This is a genomic window from Waltera sp. (genome assembly GCF_046969025.1).
Lineage (GTDB): Bacteria > Bacillota > Clostridia > Lachnospirales > Lachnospiraceae > Acetatifactor > Acetatifactor acetigignens.
Window position 1 is genome coordinate 1 of the sequence record NZ_JBKVQF010000003.1, and the last position, 16,719, is coordinate 16,719.

A 16,719-nucleotide genomic window follows, 5' to 3' on the forward strand; every position below is an offset into this window, starting at 1 on the left:
TAGCAGATGGAGGTTTCCGCTAAACAACACTGTTTTGGGAAATCTGACATCTACACTTCACAACATATCACTTCCAATCCGTATTCTTGTAAAATCAGGTTTACAGTCCCAGCAGCTGTTTCTTCTTCGCTTCGAATTCCTCTGCCGTAATGACACCTGCATCCAGCAGTGCCTTATACTTAGGCAGTGCCACGGTGGGATCCTCTGCCTGTACCGGTGCGGCCTGCGGTGCACTCTGCGTACTCCGGGTTGAGGCGTGGGGATCGATTACCTGTTCCTGTGCCTGCGGATCGATGATCTGCATCAGGTTCTGTGCCAGTGCATGCAATCCTTCTGTCTTCTGGGTATAATCATCCAGATAGTCGATGGTGCTGGGCTGATTGGAATCGAACTTCGGTGCTCCTGTCTCTTTGTAGAAACTCTTCCAGTAAGGATGATCCAGTGTGATCTCCACAGCGAATTTCTCCACCGGATTCGGAATATTAAAGTCCGGCTCGGTCATACGGTCTCTGTAATCCGGATCATCTCTTCTGAAGTTATCGTCTCTTCTGCTGTCCTCCATACTGCGACGCATTTCCTCCATCATCTCATACTGATGACGCAGCATTCTGTATTCGTCGATCCTGGGCTTTAACTCATTTAAACGTTCCTTGATATCACTCTTGCAGCTCCGGAAGTTCCCCTTTTCTCCTTCGTACAATACCTCGCCGTCCTCCAGAATACGGAAGGACTTAATGTCGGAGGGCTCCAATGCAAATGCCGTGTCAACAACTCCCAGCCGCAGCAGCTGATGATCCATATCCAGCAGCAGACTGCCCTTGAAAAAGCCGAAGTCATAACGGTAAGTCTCCGTGAAACTGTCACGCAGAGGCTTATTGGCATCATAACAGTTGATATATTCCCGGAATTCATCCAGCGTCATGGAATTCAGTACGCCGTCCGGCAGATCGATCTTGGCTGCACACTCCTTACAGAGATTCTGCCCTTCCACTGCGGATGCCAGCAGTCTCGGTGTCGGATTTCCGCAGATTGGACATAACTTTTTGTTGTTTGTAAATAATCCCATCGTTTTACCCTCCTTAAGAATGTATGTGGATTACATGATCTCAATTAACTTTTTCCGGTGAAACCCGCAGATTCCCGCTGCTATACGATCCGGTATTCTGTGAAGCATACTATTGTAGTTTTCCACGGAATCGTTATAAATCAGTCCACTGGTCTCCACCATATGTTCATAGCTTTTTGCTGCTTTCCAGTACTTCTGATAAGTCTCCTGTGCCTGCAAAAGCGGCATGCCTTCCAAGATCTCTGCAATTTTTTTCTGTACTCTCAATAATTCTCTCTGTTGTTCTGCCACCCATTCCGGCAGTCCGGCCTCTCCGGCAGTCTGTGCACTCTCCAGCGAATGTTTCATTCTCCGGAAAGTCTCCGCATCCATGGTCTGTCCGAGAAACTCCGCCAATCCTTCCAGTGCCTCCCGCTCTGCGGAGAGCTGTACCAGAGTCTGGTACATGGCATTCCGGATATTTTCTTCCTGTGTCTCCAGCTTACGCCGCACCGACAATAGCCAGACACCAAAAAGGGAGGCAAGCAGCAACACGATAATCACAATTTCCATCGTTAACTCTCCCTCCCCTTTTCGTCTTTTTAAGATCTTTTCAAACTATCTTACTGTACAAAATAAAGTCCGTCATAACCATTCATATCAGACATAGCGATCAGTGTTACAGTATCTCCCACCTCAGACAAAAATCCGGCATAGGTAACCTCTGTTCCACCAAAATCAAGTGTCATCTTGATAGCTGTGTTGTCATCGGAATACTCATAAGTACCTTCTGCATTTCCGCCGCCCTGTACCATGGTAACTGCACCGTCTTCACCAAATACAAGCTGTAAGGTACCGCCATAAGTCTCCAGTGTTGCGTTCAGATCCTCTTCTTCCATCTCAACACCATCGATCATACCGCCGGCAAAGTTCCATTCCGTACCACTCAGATCCGGGATTTCCATAACTGCCACCTGTAACAGGGGACCGCCCTCTGCTTCTGTACCTGTCTCTGCTACAGTCTCTGTGGGAGCTTCTGCCACTTCCTGGGTCTGTACTTCCTGGGTCTGTACTTCCTGGGTCTGTACTTCCTGGGTCACTTCTTCGTTGGTGTTCTCCACAATTACCTCTTCCTCACCGCAGGCTGTCAAAGACAATGCCAGTACCAGTCCCATTGCGCATGCAAAATATTTTTTCTTCATAATTGTTTCCTCCTTCTTACAACAGTTCTCTGTTGTCTGAAGATAGTGTACCTTATTTTTTCCATTTATGACCGTTTTTGACACCAATCGACCCAAATATGACATGAAACGACCGGAGAAAAAATTCTCCGGTCGTTTTATGCTAAAAATGTCTGGTTTTTACGAAAAAAATAGGAAAAAAATTTGTCTTTCAGTTCCGAATATTTTCCATGCGGAATCGGGATCTGGGTACCGTCCGACAGGATCACAGCTTTGTTAGATATGCTCTTTACATAATCCATATTGATCATATATGACCTGTGGCAACGGACAAAGCATTCATAATCCTTCAACTGTTCGCACAAATCGTCCAGTTTACCAACGCTGTCCAGTACTTCTCCGTCTTCTTTGTGAAGCAGCAGATTCCTCCCCGTTACCTCGCAGTACTTCAGTTTGTCCAGTTCCAGCCTTGTGATTCCCGTCTTACATCGCAGGATCAGACTGTTCTTTTCATTCTTGAGGCACTCCCTGAGTACCGAATCCATCAATCGGTAGAAGCTCTCCTGCCAGATAGGCTTCAACTGATAAAAATAGGCCCCCACTTCATAGGAATCCACAGCGTATTCCGAAGAGGATGTCAGATAAATGATCTTCACCGAAGTATCATACTTACGGATCTCTCTGGCGGCACTGATTCCATCCTGTCCTGGCATCAGAACATCCAGAAATATAATATCCAGCCGGGTCCCCCGCTCTACTTCCGACAGCAATTCCAGCGGACTGTGAAATGCTGCATAAGTAATATCCTGATTCCGTTCTACCCGATATCTGTCCATCAGAACGCTTAATTCTTTAAGTACTGACAGATCGTCATCACAAAAAGCTACTTTTATCATGATTCTTCCTTTGCCGCACAAACCGATGCAGCTCATTCGTTTTATCGTATGTGTCTTGACATGTTTTTCTACGCTTATTACAATAATTATATCCGTACATCGATGTACGATGCAAGGATAATTTTGAGAAAGGCATATTTTTGATGTCATCAAACGAAGAAAACGGAAAAAGTGAAAAAAGACTGATGTCCATCGGAGAAGTCTCCAAAGCGATCGGCATCACCAGAAGAATCATATTGAACTACGAAGCCAAAGGTCTCCTGCTTCCGGATAAAAAAGAAGGAACTGCCGGGAATCGCTATTATACCCCGGATTCCATCTCCCTGATCCGCTCCATCCGGGTACTGCAGAATTTAGGGCTGTCCCTGGATGAGATCTCCTCCTATTATAATGGATCCACGGATCTGGAACCATTGATCGAACGTCTGGAAGCCTTACGAGACGGCCTGACGCAGAGTATCGAGAAGTTAAAGCAACGTACTGCGTCCCCGGCTGCTTCCGTGATACAGTTTCTTACCCTCCCCGCCCAGACGGTGTACTGCCGCAAGGGGGCTTTTAACGGAGTGGAAGAACGCAAAGAATTCCTGCGGGAGGTCTTTATGGAAGCCATTCATCTGTACGGCTCCGACAGCAGTAAGCGGATGTTTTTCATTGAGTACAATCTGGAACATCCGGAAGAATTCACCTGTTGTATCTCCGTACCTCCTGCCAGCAAGGGAGAACATGTGGTGCATCTGCCGGAGCAGAAAGCTCTCGGCATCTTCTATCACGGCTGTTACGAATCACTCCCGGATGCCCGTAGAAAACTGTCTGCCTACGCAGCTGCGCAGAATCTGTCTCTGTCAGGCACGGTACGGCATACTTATCTGGAAGGTCCTCCCCAGCATAAGGATCCGGCGAATTTTATCACTCAGGTGGCTCTTGTTTTACAATGATTCAGTCAAACAGGATTTCCTCCACCGTTACGAACTGAAAGCCTCTTTTCTGTAGAATATCCACTACTTCCAGTGCTGCGGTGACAGAAGTCTCATAATAATCATGCATCAGAATAATATCGCCGTCCCCCGCCTTCTCCACCACTTTGGACGCAATACAGTCTGCATTGTTGGAACACCAGTCCAGAGGATCGATATTCCACAGAACCGGGAACATATTCAGTTCTTTCTCAAAGCTTTTGTCCCAACTGCCGTAAGGCGGCCGGACAAAGCTTATTTTCTCCCCTGTGATTTCTTCGAGAATTTCATTGGTCTGCACCAGCTCCTCCCGAAAGGTCTCCCGGTTGCGGGAAGTGAGCTGTATGTGACTATAGGTATGGTTCCCGATCAGATGTCCTTCGTCCTGTTCTCTCCGGATAATGTCCGGGTAATTCTCCGCATTCTCTCCCGTCACGAAAAAAGTAGCTACCACTCCCCGCTCCTTCAATCCATCCAGAAGCTGTTCCGTATACTTCGGATGCGGCCCGTCGTCAAAGGTCAGCGCGATCTTTTTCGGTTCTCCTGATGTCCCGCACACGCCGGTGTCTGTTTCTATATAGGTTCCATATGACTTCTGCTCTGCGTATCGTTCCGTTCCCACTGCCAGACACAAGATTCCCAGAAGCATGTCAAAGATCAGAATTCCCGCCAGTACTTTTTTCATTTCAAGCCGTCCGTTTCACGCTTTCACAGAAAATATATGCATTCTCAAAAGTGACCATTCCTGCTGCCGCAATAAAACATGCTTGCAAAAAAGGAGACCCGAGACTCTCATCTCCCGGATCTCCTCTGTATGTTACTTTTTTATTTATACTCAGATCTTGAATACGGAAATCTCGTTCTTAAGTCCTTCCATATTCTCATCCAGTACACTTGCAGTAGTGCTCAGCTTCTCCACATGGTTCAGAAGCTTATTGGCCACATCGTTGACGGTCTCGGCACTGCCTGCGGTCTCTTCAATGATATCGGAGATATTCTTCACGGCTGCCACAGCAGCGCTACGCTCACCGTCTGCCTTCTCCGTGCTTACCACGATATCTTTCAGTCCCTCGATCAGCTGGCCCATACGCTCCTGCATCTCGCGGAATACTGCGATCACTTCTTCCACAGCTTTGGTCTGGAGTTCTACCATTGCTTTCGCCTGGCTTGCACTCTCCACGCTGTTCTGGGTCTGGGCTGTAATGTTGGCCACATTGTTGCGGATCTCGCCGGCTGCCTTTGCAGAATCATCTGCCAGCTTACGGATCTCTTCTGCTACTACAGCGAAGCCTCGTCCAGCCTCTCCCGCTCTGGCTGCCTCGATAGAAGCATTCAATGACAGCAGGTTGGTCTGCTCTGTGATCTCTGTGATCGTAGCTACGAAACTGTTGATGATCTCAGATTCCTTGCGAAGAGATTCGATACTCTCACTCACTTTCACAGTCATCTGTGTTGTCTCGCCAGCACGATCACCCAGTACCTGTACGATCTCCATTCCCTTGTTGATCATGCCTTCCGTCTCGCCTACCAGCTTCTCCACACGTTCTACCACATGGCTGACTTCCTGGATCTCATTGGAGAGGATATCGGTCTTCTCCACGCACTCCTGTGCATGTCTGGACTGTTCTTCCATACCTTCGTTGATCTCACCGATGGCACGGGTAATATCCTGTGAATATTCATGAATCAGTTCAGAAGCCTGTCCCACGTTCTGTGCAGACACTTCCAGCTCTCCGGTAGCATTGCTTACCTGATTGACCAGCTTCTTCGTATTCGTGATCATGTTGGTAGCCGAGCCTGCCAGATCCTGGAACTCATCATGTCCCTTGGCAGATACGGTAACCGTCAGATCACCCTTCGCCACATCACCGAACTTTCTGGAAATGCGTCTCATGTTATTCTCAATACCTGCAGTGATAAAGATACCTACGATCACTACGATCACACATGCCAGGATCACCAGACCGATGGTCATGTTGCGGATCTCGGTAGCCTGACTGGTCACTACTCTCATAGGTACCAGTGCACAGGTGGTAAAGCCGATATCTGCACTGTGGCTGTAAATGAAAAGATACTTCTCACCCTGGAAATCTACCTCCGCAGTACCTGCATCCGCTACTGCCTCATCCATGACAGCTGTATAATACTCCTGTCCGGAGAATACATTTCCCTCTTCCGGAAGGACACTTTCTTTTCCTTCTTCTACGTTCTCAACAACCAGTTCTCTGCCTCCGGGAGTTACAAATCCGATGATACTGCCGTCTCCGATATCGATCTCTTCCATGAAATCCGTAATAGCAGAAGGCTTGATATCGATGACAACGCAGGCATTGTTCGACTGGCTCATCATTTCGAAGGCCATAATATAATCTTTTTCGGTCTCCGTTACCTTTTCATCCAGTACAGGATGACTGTCGATCCACTGCGGGATACTTCTTCTGCCTTCCCCGCTTGCCACGTCTTCCTTGTACTCATCCAGGAAACCGTCCACACCGGATGAAAGCTTAGTGGACAGAAGGTTTACTCCCTTCTTGGGAATAATGTGCATGTGGCTGATGAACGGGTTGGAGGTCTGCACCGACAGAAGGTTGGACTTCGTAGATGTCAGGAAATTCAACTTATCCACGGGATTATCTTCGAACATTCCCAGGAAATATTTCCGCAGATCATCATCGTAAGCATATTTCAGACCCTCTGAGCGGATAAAATCACAGCTCATATTCAGATTTTCCGTGGCCATACGCATCGTCTGTAATGTGGAATCGGTGAATTTCTCGCTTAATCCTTCTGCGGATTTCTGGTATGCTGACACACCGATGATCACCATAAACACAATAGGCACCAGGAAACATACAACGATCTTGTTGCGGATGCTGAGCAGTTTCGAGCTCTTTCCACTCTTTTTCTGCTTCGGAGCCTTTTGCTTCTTCTCCGCAGATGCCTTCTTTCCCTTCACTGCCTTTTCAGGCTTCGGCTTCTTTTCGGAAGTCGTCTCTTTTTTCCCCGTAAAAAGAGATTTCTTTGGTTTTTCAACATTCGTACTCATTTAATACCCTCCGGTACTTGTTATAGATATTTAAAATTATAGCATAATAATTACCAGAATGGAACAACATTTTCTGCCATTTGTTATGCTTTTTGTATATTTTTAGTTAAAATTTATCTTCGTCAGAAAGGTCTCAGGGAACTTCTCTTCCTCCGCCAGATTTAGGATACGTATCTGCAATTCCTGCCGTTTTCGAAGGTCATCCCCACCATCTGGCAATGTTCCTTCCGCCGTTTGCTTTCCACCTGCTGTAAGGATCCGACTGCCCACCATGGCTGCACCGCTCAGTGCCGTATTGCCGCCGGTCACCGTGCAATCTGCCAGTTCTTCCGGAAGCAGCCCGATAGCCACAGCCGCCTTCGGATCCAGATAATAACCGAATCCTCCCGCCAGCACCACTTTCGAAATGTCCGAAAATCTTATGCCATAGCTGTCCACCAGAATCTCAATGCCTGCGGCAATGGCTCCTTTTGCCAGCTGCACTGCACGCACGGACTCCTTCGTCACCAGCACATCGCCGATACGGACTCCTTTCGTAAAATAAGGTTCCTTCAAAAGACCCTGTCCGTCCATCAGCCCCTCTTCCAGAAGTTTTTGTAACAGTCTCACCATATCCGCGCCCCAGATGCCCCGGTTGGCTCCGCCTTCGAAAGCAGGGCCAGCCGCCGTGGCACAGGCATGTAATCTGTGTCGGTTTCCCAGTGCCATCTCCCCGTTGGTTCCAAGATCGATGAGTAGGGTGGAGGCCTCCTGTTCCAGCATTCCACTGGCCAATATTCCGGCAGTGATATCGCCGCCTACAAAGGCTGACAATCCCGGTATGATATGACAGGCCACTCCTGCAATTTCTGTCTCCACTGCGCCGCTATGACTGACTGTAAAAGGTGCTTTGCCCAGTTCCTCCGGATTCCAGCCCATGAGCAGATAGGTCATGGTGGTATTTGCCGCAACGACCATCTGCAGAGTCTCCTGCGGCTGCAGCTTTTTGGAAAAACGCTGCACTCCTTTTTCCATGAGGTCACGGACTTTTTTCTGCATATCTGCCGCTTTTCCCGGATCCTTTGCTGCCTCTATCCGTGAGAGCACATCGGCACCATAGCTGACCTGGGGATTCACACTGGGAAAGCTGTCCACCACTTTACCGGTCATGTCATACAACTGCATGGCAATGGTAGTGGTACCAATATCCACAGTCATCAGCCGTTTACCGTCCGGATTTTGTAATGTTAACGGAGGAAGTTCCAGCTTTTCCGTCACCACCTGCATCCCCCGGATCACTCCTGGACATCTGCCACAACCGGTACAGATCAGGCATCTGGTTCCCTTTTTTCCTGTGGGATTGGTACTGCTCGTATTATACAAACTGATTCCTCTCTTCATCGTAATGATAGTCAATGGCTGCCAGTTTATCTGTGATCTCCTGTTCCTTCACATCCAGATCATCGCAGAGCTGTTTCAGGCTTCCGTAGAAATCACGGAGTTTTAAATTTATAAAGCTTAATAACATTACGGGATCCTGTGGTATCATAACGTTTTCCTCTCTTTTCCTGTTTTTGACAGAGTTATATTGTAAACGAAAGGAGCAAAAATGACAAGTATCATCATCTTTGCTCCTGTTTTATTTTACAGATTATTGATTTTTCGATCCTTTTTCGCACTTGGCGGCCAATTGATCATTCTCCACGGTAATGACAATGGTATCGCCTTCTTCTACCTGATCTGCCAGAATCATCTTGGCTGCCAGGGTCTCCACGTACTTCTGGATATAACGCTTCAAAGGCCGTGCACCGTAGACCGGATCATAAGCATTGTCCACGATATACTGCATAGCTTCCTCCGACAGACGGATGGTCAGCTGCTTATCCTCCAGACGTCTGTTCAGATCGGCAATGATCAGATGAATGATGCCGCCGATATTGTCCTTGGTCAGAGGCTTGAACAGGATCGTCTCATCCAGACGGTTCAGAAATTCCGGACGGAAATGAGCCCGCAGGTCGTTCATGACTGCCGCCTCTGCCTCCGGCTTGATGGTGCCGTCTTCGTTGATGCCGTCCAGCAGATAGCTTGCGCCGATGTTGGAGGTCATGATCAGTATGGTATTCTTAAAGTCTACGGTACGACCCTGAGAATCCGTGATACGGCCGTCATCCAGTACCTGTAACAGTACATTGAATACATCGGGATGTGCCTTCTCGATCTCATCGAACAGTACCACGCTGTAAGGTTTTCTCCGGACAGCTTCGGTCAGCTGACCACCTTCCTCATATCCTACATATCCGGGAGGCGCTCCGATCAGACGAGAGACAGAATACTTCTCCATGTACTCACTCATATCGATACGTACCATATTATTCTCATCGTCGAACAGTGCTGCCGCCAGACTCTTGGCCAGCTCCGTCTTACCGACACCGGTAGGTCCCAGGAACAGGAAGGAGCCGATGGGCTTGCTGGGATCCTTGATCCCGGCTTTGGAACGGATGATGGCTTCGGTGACTTTGGTCACACCCTCGTCCTGACCCACCACACGTTTGTGCAGTTCTTCGTCCAGATGGAGGGTCTTGTTACGCTCACTCTCGGTCAGTTTGGCTACCGGAATGCCGGTCCAGCGGGAAATGATCCTTGCGATCTCTTCCTCCGATACTTTTTCATGTACCAGAGACAGATCGGATTCTCCTACCTTATCCTCTTCCTGTGCCAGCTGCTTCTCCAGTGCGGGCAGTTCGCTGTATTTTAATCTGCCGGCCTTTTCATAGTCTCCTTCCCGCTCTGCGATCTGGATCTCATTATTCATGCGGTCTCTCTCTTCCCGCAGTTTGGAAAGTTTATCCACGGATGCCTTCTCGTTATCCCACTGTGCCTTTTTAGTGTTGAACTGATCCTTTAACTCTGCCAGTTCCTTCTGCAGATCTGCCAGACGTTCCTTACTGATCCGGTCATCCTCTTTTTTCAGAGCGGTCTCCTCGATCTCCAGCTGTGTCACCTTACGCTGCAGTTCATCCAGCTCCGTAGGCATACTGTCCATCTCGGTCTTGATCAGGGCGCAGGCCTCATCCACCAGGTCAATGGCCTTATCCGGCAGAAATCTGTCGGTGATATAACGGTTGGAAAGCACGGCTGCACTTACCAGTGCGTTATCCATGATCTTGACACCGTGATATACTTCGTAACGATCCTTCAGTCCACGCAGGATAGAGATCGTATCCTCCACGGTGGGTTCTTCTACCATAACCGGCTGGAAACGACGTTCCAGAGCGGCATCTTTTTCAATATACTGTCTGTATTCATCCAGTGTGGTGGCACCGATACAGTGCAGTTCACCACGGGCCAGCATGGGCTTCAACATATTGCCCGCATCCAATGCGCCGTCGGTCTTGCCGGCACCGACAATGGTATGCAGTTCATCGATGAACAGAATGATCTGTCCGTCACTGTTCTTCACATCATCCAGTACGGCCTTCAGACGTTCCTCGAATTCACCTCTGTATTTGGCACCGGCTACCAGTGCGCCCATATCCAGTGCGAAGATCTTCTTATCCTTCAATCCCTGAGGGACATCGCCCTTGACGATACGCTGTGCCAGCCCCTCCACCACGGCGGTCTTACCGACACCGGGTTCACCGATCAGCACGGGGTTATTCTTTGTCTTACGGGACAGGATACGTACCACATTACGGATCTCGCTGTCACGTCCGATGACAGGATCCAGCTTCTGGTTCCTTGCTTTCTCCACCAGATCCTGCCCGTATTTTTCCAATGTATCATAGGTTGCTTCCGGGTTGTCACTGGTGACTCTCTGGTTGCCTCTTACGGTAGACAATGCCTGCAGGAAACGTTCTCTGGTGATGCCGTATTCCTTCCAGATCTCGGCGATCTCCTTGTTGGGATTCTTGATCATGGCAAGGAACAGATGCTCTACGGAGACATATTCGTCACCCATCTGTTTTGCTTCGTCCGATGCGCTGACCAGTACCTTGTTCAGATACTGACCGACATAAGGCTGACCGCCCTGCACCTTTACTCTCTTCTCCAAAGCCTGTTTTGCACGGTTTACAAAATGATCCTTCTGGATCTCCATCTTTTCCACAAGCTTTAAGATCAGACTGTCATCCAGCGTCAGCAGACTGTACAGCAGATGTTCCTGTTCGATCTCCTGATTGCCATATTCCATGGCGAGCTTTTCACAGCCATTGACTGCTTCTATGGATTTCTGTGTAAATTTATCAATATTCATAATCGTTCGCCTCCTCACATAAGGTTATGCAATTTGCAACTATTCAGAGCCATTAAATATTGCCTGAGCTTTGTTGATTGCTTGCATTCATAAAAAGCTTTGGCAATATTTATTTGGCGAGGTAGCCTCAATGAGCAAAAAGGAAACTGTGTAACAGCGTTTTGCGAATGAGGCTCTGAATAGTTGCTTTATTTATTTTCTTACTCGCGAACAGATTCACAGGCTTTCTGTCTCATCTGTTCTATATTTAATATAACACATAGTCAGAGAAAATCAATTAAGAAATTATAAACTTTATATGGAATCTTTCGAAAATTATTTTCCATTCACGCAAAAGATTAATGCCGTTAGGAGAAAAATCACTCTCCAGATACTCATTTTTCACAATTTAAGTATCTATGCCTGAAATTTTTCTGTATAGACCCATACGCCACATATATTCCTGAAATATTGCATTGAAAAGTACCTGCGGATCACTTTTTCTCTATAGACCCAAAATAGCGCCGTCCGGTGTCGTGTTTGCAAAAACACGGCATCTTGGCAGCGCCATTTCTCTTTTTCCGTTATTGTAACCTACAGTAACACTTTATTTTTCGGTAACGCCCTTTACTTCATATCCTGCGTCAACTACAGCCTTGGTCAGTACTTCGTCTGCCACATCAGAAGCCAGTTCCACAGTAGCATTCTTCTGCTCCAGGCTCATGGTTACGGTCTTTACGCCCTCTACGGCCTCCAGTGCCTTCTGTACGGTCCCGGTGCAGTGGCTGCACATCATTCCTTCGATACTGATTACTTTTGTCATTGTGTTTGTCCTCTCTTTCTCTTCTTTGCTATTTTGCTCTGCGGGGGCTTCCAGTATGCACTGTTCTCCCTCCACAGCTGCCTGCGTTGTCTCCTGTTCCGTCCGGGCTGCTTCCGGCGTTCCTGTTTTCAGCGGAGTAAATCCGCTCTTAAAGCCTCTCAGCCGCAGGGCATTTCCCACGACAAAGATACTGCTTAAACTCATGGCTGCCGCGCCGAACATGGGATTCAGACGGATTCCAAAAGACGGGTACAGCACACCGGCTGCCAGAGGGATGCCGATGCAGTTGTAGAAGAAAGCCCAGAACAGATTCTCCTTGATGTTGCGGATCACGGAACGGCTCAGTTTCATGGCCGTCACGGCATCCCGCAGATCATTTTTCATCAGAATAATATCTGCGCTCTCCATGGCTACATCCGTGCCTGCACCAATAGCCATGCCTACATCTGCGGCTGCCAGTGCGGGGGCATCGTTGATGCCGTCACCGATCATGGCTACCTTATGGCCCTGACGTTTCAGTTCGCTGACCTTTTTCTCCTTATCCTGCGGCAGTACTTCTGCCACGACCTCAGAGATACCCAGCTTCTGTCGTACAGCTTCTGCAGTACGGCGGTTGTCTCCGGTCAGCATGATGACTTTGACACCCATTTTCTCCCAGACACGAATAGCTTCATAAGAAGTGGCCTTAACAGTATCCGCCACGCCGATGACTCCTAAGAATCTTCCTTCCTGTGCCACAAGGAGCGGTGTCATGCCTTCGTCCGCCATCCGGTTCAGACCTTCTGTGGCTTCCTCCGGCAGAGTGATATGATTCTCCTGCAGAAAGGCAAGGTTACCTACATAGAATTTTGTACCGGCAGGAATTATCACGCTACTGGCACCCGATACTGTATTTCTCGCCATCTGGTTCTGTTCCGTTGTCTTGCCAGAGCCATCTGTGGTGTCGTTCTGTTTTCCGGCATAAAATACCGCCGTAGGGCCGTCATTTTTTACTGATTCTACCGCGCGGAATTCTGCTGCCAGTGTACCTTCCACGCCACGGCCGAAGGTTGCCTTGAAATCCACGATCTCGGGAATTGCCAGACCGAACTGCTCTGCCCATTCCACTACAGCTTCCGCCAGCGGATGCTCACTTTTTTTCTCAAGAGCTGCTGCGATCTGCATCATGGCATCCATCGGGAAGTCACTCTGATAACCGCCTGCTTCTTCTACCTTTAACTTACCGCTGGTGATGGTTCCGGTCTTGTCCAGTACCACAGTGTCAATCTCTTTGGCCTGCTGCAGGGCCTCACCCGTCTTGATCAGGATACCATTGCTGGCACCTACGCCGGTTCCCACCATGATAGCCACGGGTGTTGCCAGTCCCAACGCACAGGGGCAGGAAATTACCAATACGGCAATGGCTGTGGAAATGGCAAATTCCGCGGTAGCACCGCTTATCAGCCACACGATCAGGGTGATCAGGGAAATGGTCATGACCGTCGGCACGAATACACCAGCCACCTTATCTGCCAGCTGTGCAATGGGAGCCTTGCTGGCACTGGCCTCTTCCACCAGACGGATGATCTGTGCCAGTGTTGTGTCATCGCCAACACGATCCGCACGACATTTTAAGAAGCCCGCCTTGTTCACGGTAGCGGAGACCACATGGTCACCTGCCTGTTTCTCCACCGGAACACTTTCACCAGTGATGGCCGCTTCATCCACACTGGAGTTGCCTTCTAACACGATACCGTCCACCGGTACCAGACTTCCGGGCTTTACCAGAAAAATATCGCCTTTCTGCAGGCTCTCCGTGGGCACTTCCTTTTCCTGTCCGTCCTCGGTCACAAGAATTGCCACCTTGGGAGCCAGATTCATCAGCTTGGTGATGGCTTCACTGGTCTTTCCCTTGGAACGGCTCTCCAGATATTTTCCAACGGTGATCAGAGTCAGGATCGTACCGGAGGATTCAAAATACAGATCGTGGGCATAATGCTCTACCACTGCCATGTCACCGTAGCCTAAGCCATAGCTGATCCGGTACATGGCGAAAATGCCGTACACCAGTGCCGCGCCGGATCCCAGAGCGATCAGGCTGTCCATGTTCGGACTGCGGTGCGCCAATGTTTTGAATCCTACAGAGAAAAACTTCCGGTTCACATACAGAATCGGCAATAACAGTAAAAACTGCGTCAATGCAAAATTCATGGCATTGGCATTGCCGTGCATCGTGTTTACGATAAATGCCGGAACCGGAATTCCGAACCATTCTTTCAGCATATGGTGCATAGACACATACATTAACGGGATCAGGAATCCAATGGAGATTCCCAGACGCCATTTCATGGCTCTTGCGTCTGCATCCAGCTTCTGCTGCAGCTCCTGTTTGCCATCGGCTGTGGACTTTCCTGTACTTCCCGCATTCCCGGAAGTGCTCTGTCCGCCTGCACCTGCCACACTGCCTTCGGTCATTACCGAAGCACCGTAGCCTGCTTTCACCACAGCATCGATAATTTCCGCCGAAGTGATCTTCGTCTCGTCATAGGTCACATCCATGGTCTCTGTCAGTAGATTCACGGATGCTTTTTCCACATTTTCCAGTTTATTGACTGCCTTTTCCACATGGGAAGAACATGCGGAACAGGACATTCCTGTAACATGATATCTTTCCTTCATAATACCCTTGCCTTTCCATGACCTGCAAAGTCTCCGGTGCTTTCAATGCACCGCAGCAGCACAAATTTACAGGTTTATCTGCGACCGTTCCGCCGCTTATTTCAATTTCTTCACAAGTTCCACTGCCTCATCTACTACAGCAGTATTCCCCTTCTGGATCTCTTCCACCACACAGGTCTCCATATGTTCCTTCAGGATTGCATAGCCAAAGGCCTGTAAAGCACTCTCCACGGCAGCTACCTGTGTGAGAATATCACCGCAATAACGGTTCTCTTCCAGCATCCGGCTGATACCGTTTAACTGTCCGCTCATACGGCTTAAACGGTTCTGTAATTGTTTTTTTTCTTTTTCAGAGCGAGGTGTTGCTTTCTGATGACAATGACAACATTCCATGCCTTTTTCTTCCTTTTGTTCTGCCATAATTTTCCCCTTCCTGAGCCTCCGGCACCGGAATCCGAATTTTCCAGAATCTTCCCGGTTCTACACATATGCTGTTTCCGGCCTGCATATCAGTGCACGCAACATGCTGCCGGATCTTTCGTTGCAGCCATACGCGAAATACCCTACAGGGGTATCTTGTTTTCTTCTACAAGATATACCCCCATAGGGTATTTGTCAAGAGGTACTTTCTAATTCCTGCCAGTTCACCTCTGACCAAAACAGATCCTTACGATCTGCATCTTCATGATTCTGTCGCCGGTTCTGGCGAGGAAGCGGAATAATCCGCTGACGGAAGGGTCTCGAAGATCATTATATCCCAGCATATAGCCACGGCTTGTGACCTGCAATCTGCTGTCCCACGGGGAAATCTCACTTTTCGCATCCGAAACCGCAAAATACGCACCCACATCCTGAATTTTAGCGCTCCTGAGCCATGTCTTTGCTATCATCTTAACCGCTGTCCGGTTCGCCGCGTCAAATACCAGCACACCACCGGGAAAACTGTCAGCCATTGCCTGTACCAGCGTCCTGACTTGCTCCGTCAGAAAATAATAGAATACTCCGGAGGCAAAAAATATTGCCCCTTCGGACGCGTCGATTTTGGTAAACCATTCCGTATCATTCAAATTGCAGGGAATATTTTCCTCACGGTCTCCGGCGGGCAGTAATTGATTGCGTACGGCGATAACATCCGGAAAATCCAGATTGTAAATTTTACAGCTGCCATTGTCACAGGCTCTGCCGGTACCGTCAAGTCCACAGCCCAAATTGACCACCGCCGCATCAGGATGATCTGCCAGGTAATTTTGTACCTCCCATGCAAGGTCATTCTGCCGCATGGCAACCTCCAGCGAACCGAAACGCTGCATCAGGCCGTGGGATTTTTTCTCCACCTGTGAAAAATCATAGTCGATCTGGTCGATCAGGTGTACCGCCATCTCGTCCCGATATAGGTTCGGATACAACTCCGAGCATAGCTTTCGGGAATAAAGCGGGATGATCAGTGTCTCCTGTACGGTGTTCTTCTCAATCTTGTATTTCATGGACATCTCTCACTTTCTTGCATTTTTGCCATTTCTTTTTTGTTAGTTTTGTCTAACCGTTGTATAGAGTTATGCGGTTAGTTTGTGCTAACTTAAATGTCTTAGAAAAGCCGCATTACTGCGGCCTTTCAGCTGACTGTTTTGGTTTTCGTTTCTATTATTATACTGAACTTATTTCTGTTTTGCAAGGTAGATTTCCACCAATAGATATTTCTTGTCTTCTTCCCAGTTATAGTAGAACTGAATCAGTCCGATGCGGCTCCTGGTGCCGGTCTTCTCATTCAACGCAGAAAACATGCCGCTAGAGCAGCGCACGGGAGACAAATAAGGCTGTCGGCGATCACCGGCACCGACAAGAAAAATCCCACTGCCTTGAACGCAGTGGGATTCCCGGTTTTGCTTTTCCATAATAGAAAACAGCTA

General features: G+C 48.5%; 14 protein-coding genes. 1 reads left to right on the plus strand and 13 read right to left on the minus strand.

All coding sequences use genetic code 11. The annotated features are described in order from the left end of the window. Positions 1–100: 100 nt before the first annotated feature. From ACLTOH_RS01895 to ACLTOH_RS01910, 4 genes are all read right to left on the minus strand, one after another. Complete coding sequence (locus ACLTOH_RS01895) at positions 101–1,066, minus strand: SHOCT domain-containing protein (RefSeq protein ID WP_172594767.1); 966 nt, start codon at positions 1,064–1,066, stop codon at positions 101–103. Between the two features lie 30 nt (positions 1,067–1,096). Then, complete coding sequence (locus tag ACLTOH_RS01900; RefSeq protein ID WP_118539645.1) at positions 1,097–1,618, minus strand: LemA family protein; 522 nt, start codon at positions 1,616–1,618, stop codon at positions 1,097–1,099. A gap of 50 nt (positions 1,619–1,668) precedes the next feature. Continuing rightward, the gene (locus ACLTOH_RS01905) at positions 1,669–2,247 is read right to left on the minus strand and encodes a hypothetical protein (protein ID WP_118539647.1); all 579 of its coding nucleotides are present in this window, start codon (positions 2,245–2,247) and stop codon (positions 1,669–1,671) included. A gap of 137 nt (positions 2,248–2,384) precedes the next feature. Next, positions 2,385–3,122: a LytR/AlgR family response regulator transcription factor gene (locus tag ACLTOH_RS01910; protein ID WP_022312819.1), complete on the minus strand. Its 738-nt coding sequence runs from the start codon at positions 3,120–3,122 to the stop codon at positions 2,385–2,387. A gap of 143 nt (positions 3,123–3,265) precedes the next feature. Here ACLTOH_RS01910 and ACLTOH_RS01915 point away from each other — a divergent pair, with 143 nt between their 5' ends. Continuing rightward, the gene (locus ACLTOH_RS01915) at positions 3,266–4,057 is read left to right on the plus strand and encodes a MerR family transcriptional regulator (protein ID WP_118539649.1); all 792 of its coding nucleotides are present in this window, start codon (positions 3,266–3,268) and stop codon (positions 4,055–4,057) included. Position 4,058: 1 nt separating this feature from the next. On the opposite strand, the gene ACLTOH_RS01920 is transcribed toward ACLTOH_RS01915, so the two are convergent. The 9 genes from ACLTOH_RS01920 to ACLTOH_RS01960 all read right to left on the minus strand — a co-directional run bounded on the left by ACLTOH_RS01920 (position 4,059) and on the right by ACLTOH_RS01960 (position 16,704). Next, the gene (locus ACLTOH_RS01920) at positions 4,059–4,760 is read right to left on the minus strand and encodes a polysaccharide deacetylase family protein (RefSeq protein WP_412223211.1); all 702 of its coding nucleotides are present in this window, start codon (positions 4,758–4,760) and stop codon (positions 4,059–4,061) included. A 150-nt stretch (positions 4,761–4,910) separates the two neighbouring features. Beyond that, positions 4,911–7,121: a methyl-accepting chemotaxis protein gene (locus tag ACLTOH_RS01925; RefSeq protein ID WP_227062918.1), complete on the minus strand. Its 2,211-nt coding sequence runs from the start codon at positions 7,119–7,121 to the stop codon at positions 4,911–4,913. Positions 7,122–7,223: 102 nt separating this feature from the next. Further along, entirely contained in the window at positions 7,224–8,483 is a 1,260-nt protein-coding gene (locus tag ACLTOH_RS01930; RefSeq protein ID WP_412223213.1) for an ASKHA domain-containing protein, read from the minus strand. After that, the gene (locus ACLTOH_RS01935; RefSeq protein ID WP_022312824.1) at positions 8,476–8,649 is read right to left on the minus strand and encodes a DUF4250 domain-containing protein; all 174 of its coding nucleotides are present in this window, start codon (positions 8,647–8,649) and stop codon (positions 8,476–8,478) included. Before ACLTOH_RS01935 ends, ACLTOH_RS01930 begins: the two co-directional genes overlap by 8 nt. Positions 8,650–8,751: 102 nt before the next feature. Then, positions 8,752–11,352: an ATP-dependent chaperone ClpB gene (gene clpB, locus ACLTOH_RS01940; protein WP_022312825.1), complete on the minus strand. Its 2,601-nt coding sequence runs from the start codon at positions 11,350–11,352 to the stop codon at positions 8,752–8,754. A 586-nt stretch (positions 11,353–11,938) separates the two neighbouring features. Beyond that, a complete protein-coding gene (locus ACLTOH_RS01945; RefSeq protein ID WP_337418090.1) occupies positions 11,939–14,812 on the minus strand; it encodes a heavy metal translocating P-type ATPase in 2,874 nt (957 codons plus the stop codon). Between the two features lie 96 nt (positions 14,813–14,908). Further along, the gene (locus ACLTOH_RS01950) at positions 14,909–15,232 is read right to left on the minus strand and encodes a metal-sensing transcriptional repressor (RefSeq protein WP_337418092.1); all 324 of its coding nucleotides are present in this window, start codon (positions 15,230–15,232) and stop codon (positions 14,909–14,911) included. Positions 15,233–15,456: 224 nt separating this feature from the next. After that, positions 15,457–16,296: a class I SAM-dependent methyltransferase gene (locus ACLTOH_RS01955; RefSeq protein WP_117466605.1), complete on the minus strand. Its 840-nt coding sequence runs from the start codon at positions 16,294–16,296 to the stop codon at positions 15,457–15,459. 171 nt (positions 16,297–16,467) lie between these two features. Continuing rightward, positions 16,468–16,704 (minus strand): hypothetical protein, encoded by a 237-nt coding sequence (locus ACLTOH_RS01960; RefSeq protein WP_117466590.1) that lies wholly within the window; start codon positions 16,702–16,704, stop codon positions 16,468–16,470. Positions 16,705–16,719 lie beyond the last annotated feature (15 nt).

Excerpts from the sequence above, each read along its gene's own strand:
- ACLTOH_RS01895 (WP_172594767.1), bottom strand. The coding sequence starts at position 1,066 with ATGGGATTATTTACAAACAACAAAAAGTTATGTCCAATCTGCGGAAAT.
- ACLTOH_RS01900 (WP_118539645.1), bottom strand. The coding sequence starts at position 1,618 with ATGGAAATTGTGATTATCGTGTTGCTGCTTGCCTCCCTTTTTGGTGTC.
- ACLTOH_RS01905 (WP_118539647.1), bottom strand. The coding sequence starts at position 2,247 with ATGAAGAAAAAATATTTTGCATGCGCAATGGGACTGGTACTGGCATTG.
- ACLTOH_RS01910 (WP_022312819.1), bottom strand. The coding sequence starts at position 3,122 with ATGATAAAAGTAGCTTTTTGTGATGACGATCTGTCAGTACTTAAAGAA.
- ACLTOH_RS01915 (WP_118539649.1), top strand. The coding sequence starts at position 3,266 with ATGTCATCAAACGAAGAAAACGGAAAAAGTGAAAAAAGACTGATGTCC.
- ACLTOH_RS01920 (WP_412223211.1), bottom strand. The coding sequence starts at position 4,760 with ATGAAAAAAGTACTGGCGGGAATTCTGATCTTTGACATGCTTCTGGGA.
- ACLTOH_RS01925 (WP_227062918.1), bottom strand. The coding sequence starts at position 7,121 with ATGAGTACGAATGTTGAAAAACCAAAGAAATCTCTTTTTACGGGGAAA.
- ACLTOH_RS01935 (WP_022312824.1), bottom strand. The coding sequence starts at position 8,649 with ATGATACCACAGGATCCCGTAATGTTATTAAGCTTTATAAATTTAAAA.
- clpB (WP_022312825.1), bottom strand. The coding sequence starts at position 11,352 with ATGAATATTGATAAATTTACACAGAAATCCATAGAAGCAGTCAATGGC.
- ACLTOH_RS01945 (WP_337418090.1), bottom strand. The coding sequence starts at position 14,812 with ATGAAGGAAAGATATCATGTTACAGGAATGTCCTGTTCCGCATGTTCT.
- ACLTOH_RS01950 (WP_337418092.1), bottom strand. The coding sequence starts at position 15,232 with ATGGCAGAACAAAAGGAAGAAAAAGGCATGGAATGTTGTCATTGTCAT.
- ACLTOH_RS01955 (WP_117466605.1), bottom strand. The coding sequence starts at position 16,296 with ATGAAATACAAGATTGAGAAGAACACCGTACAGGAGACACTGATCATC.
- ACLTOH_RS01960 (WP_117466590.1), bottom strand. The coding sequence starts at position 16,704 with ATGGAAAAGCAAAACCGGGAATCCCACTGCGTTCAAGGCAGTGGGATT.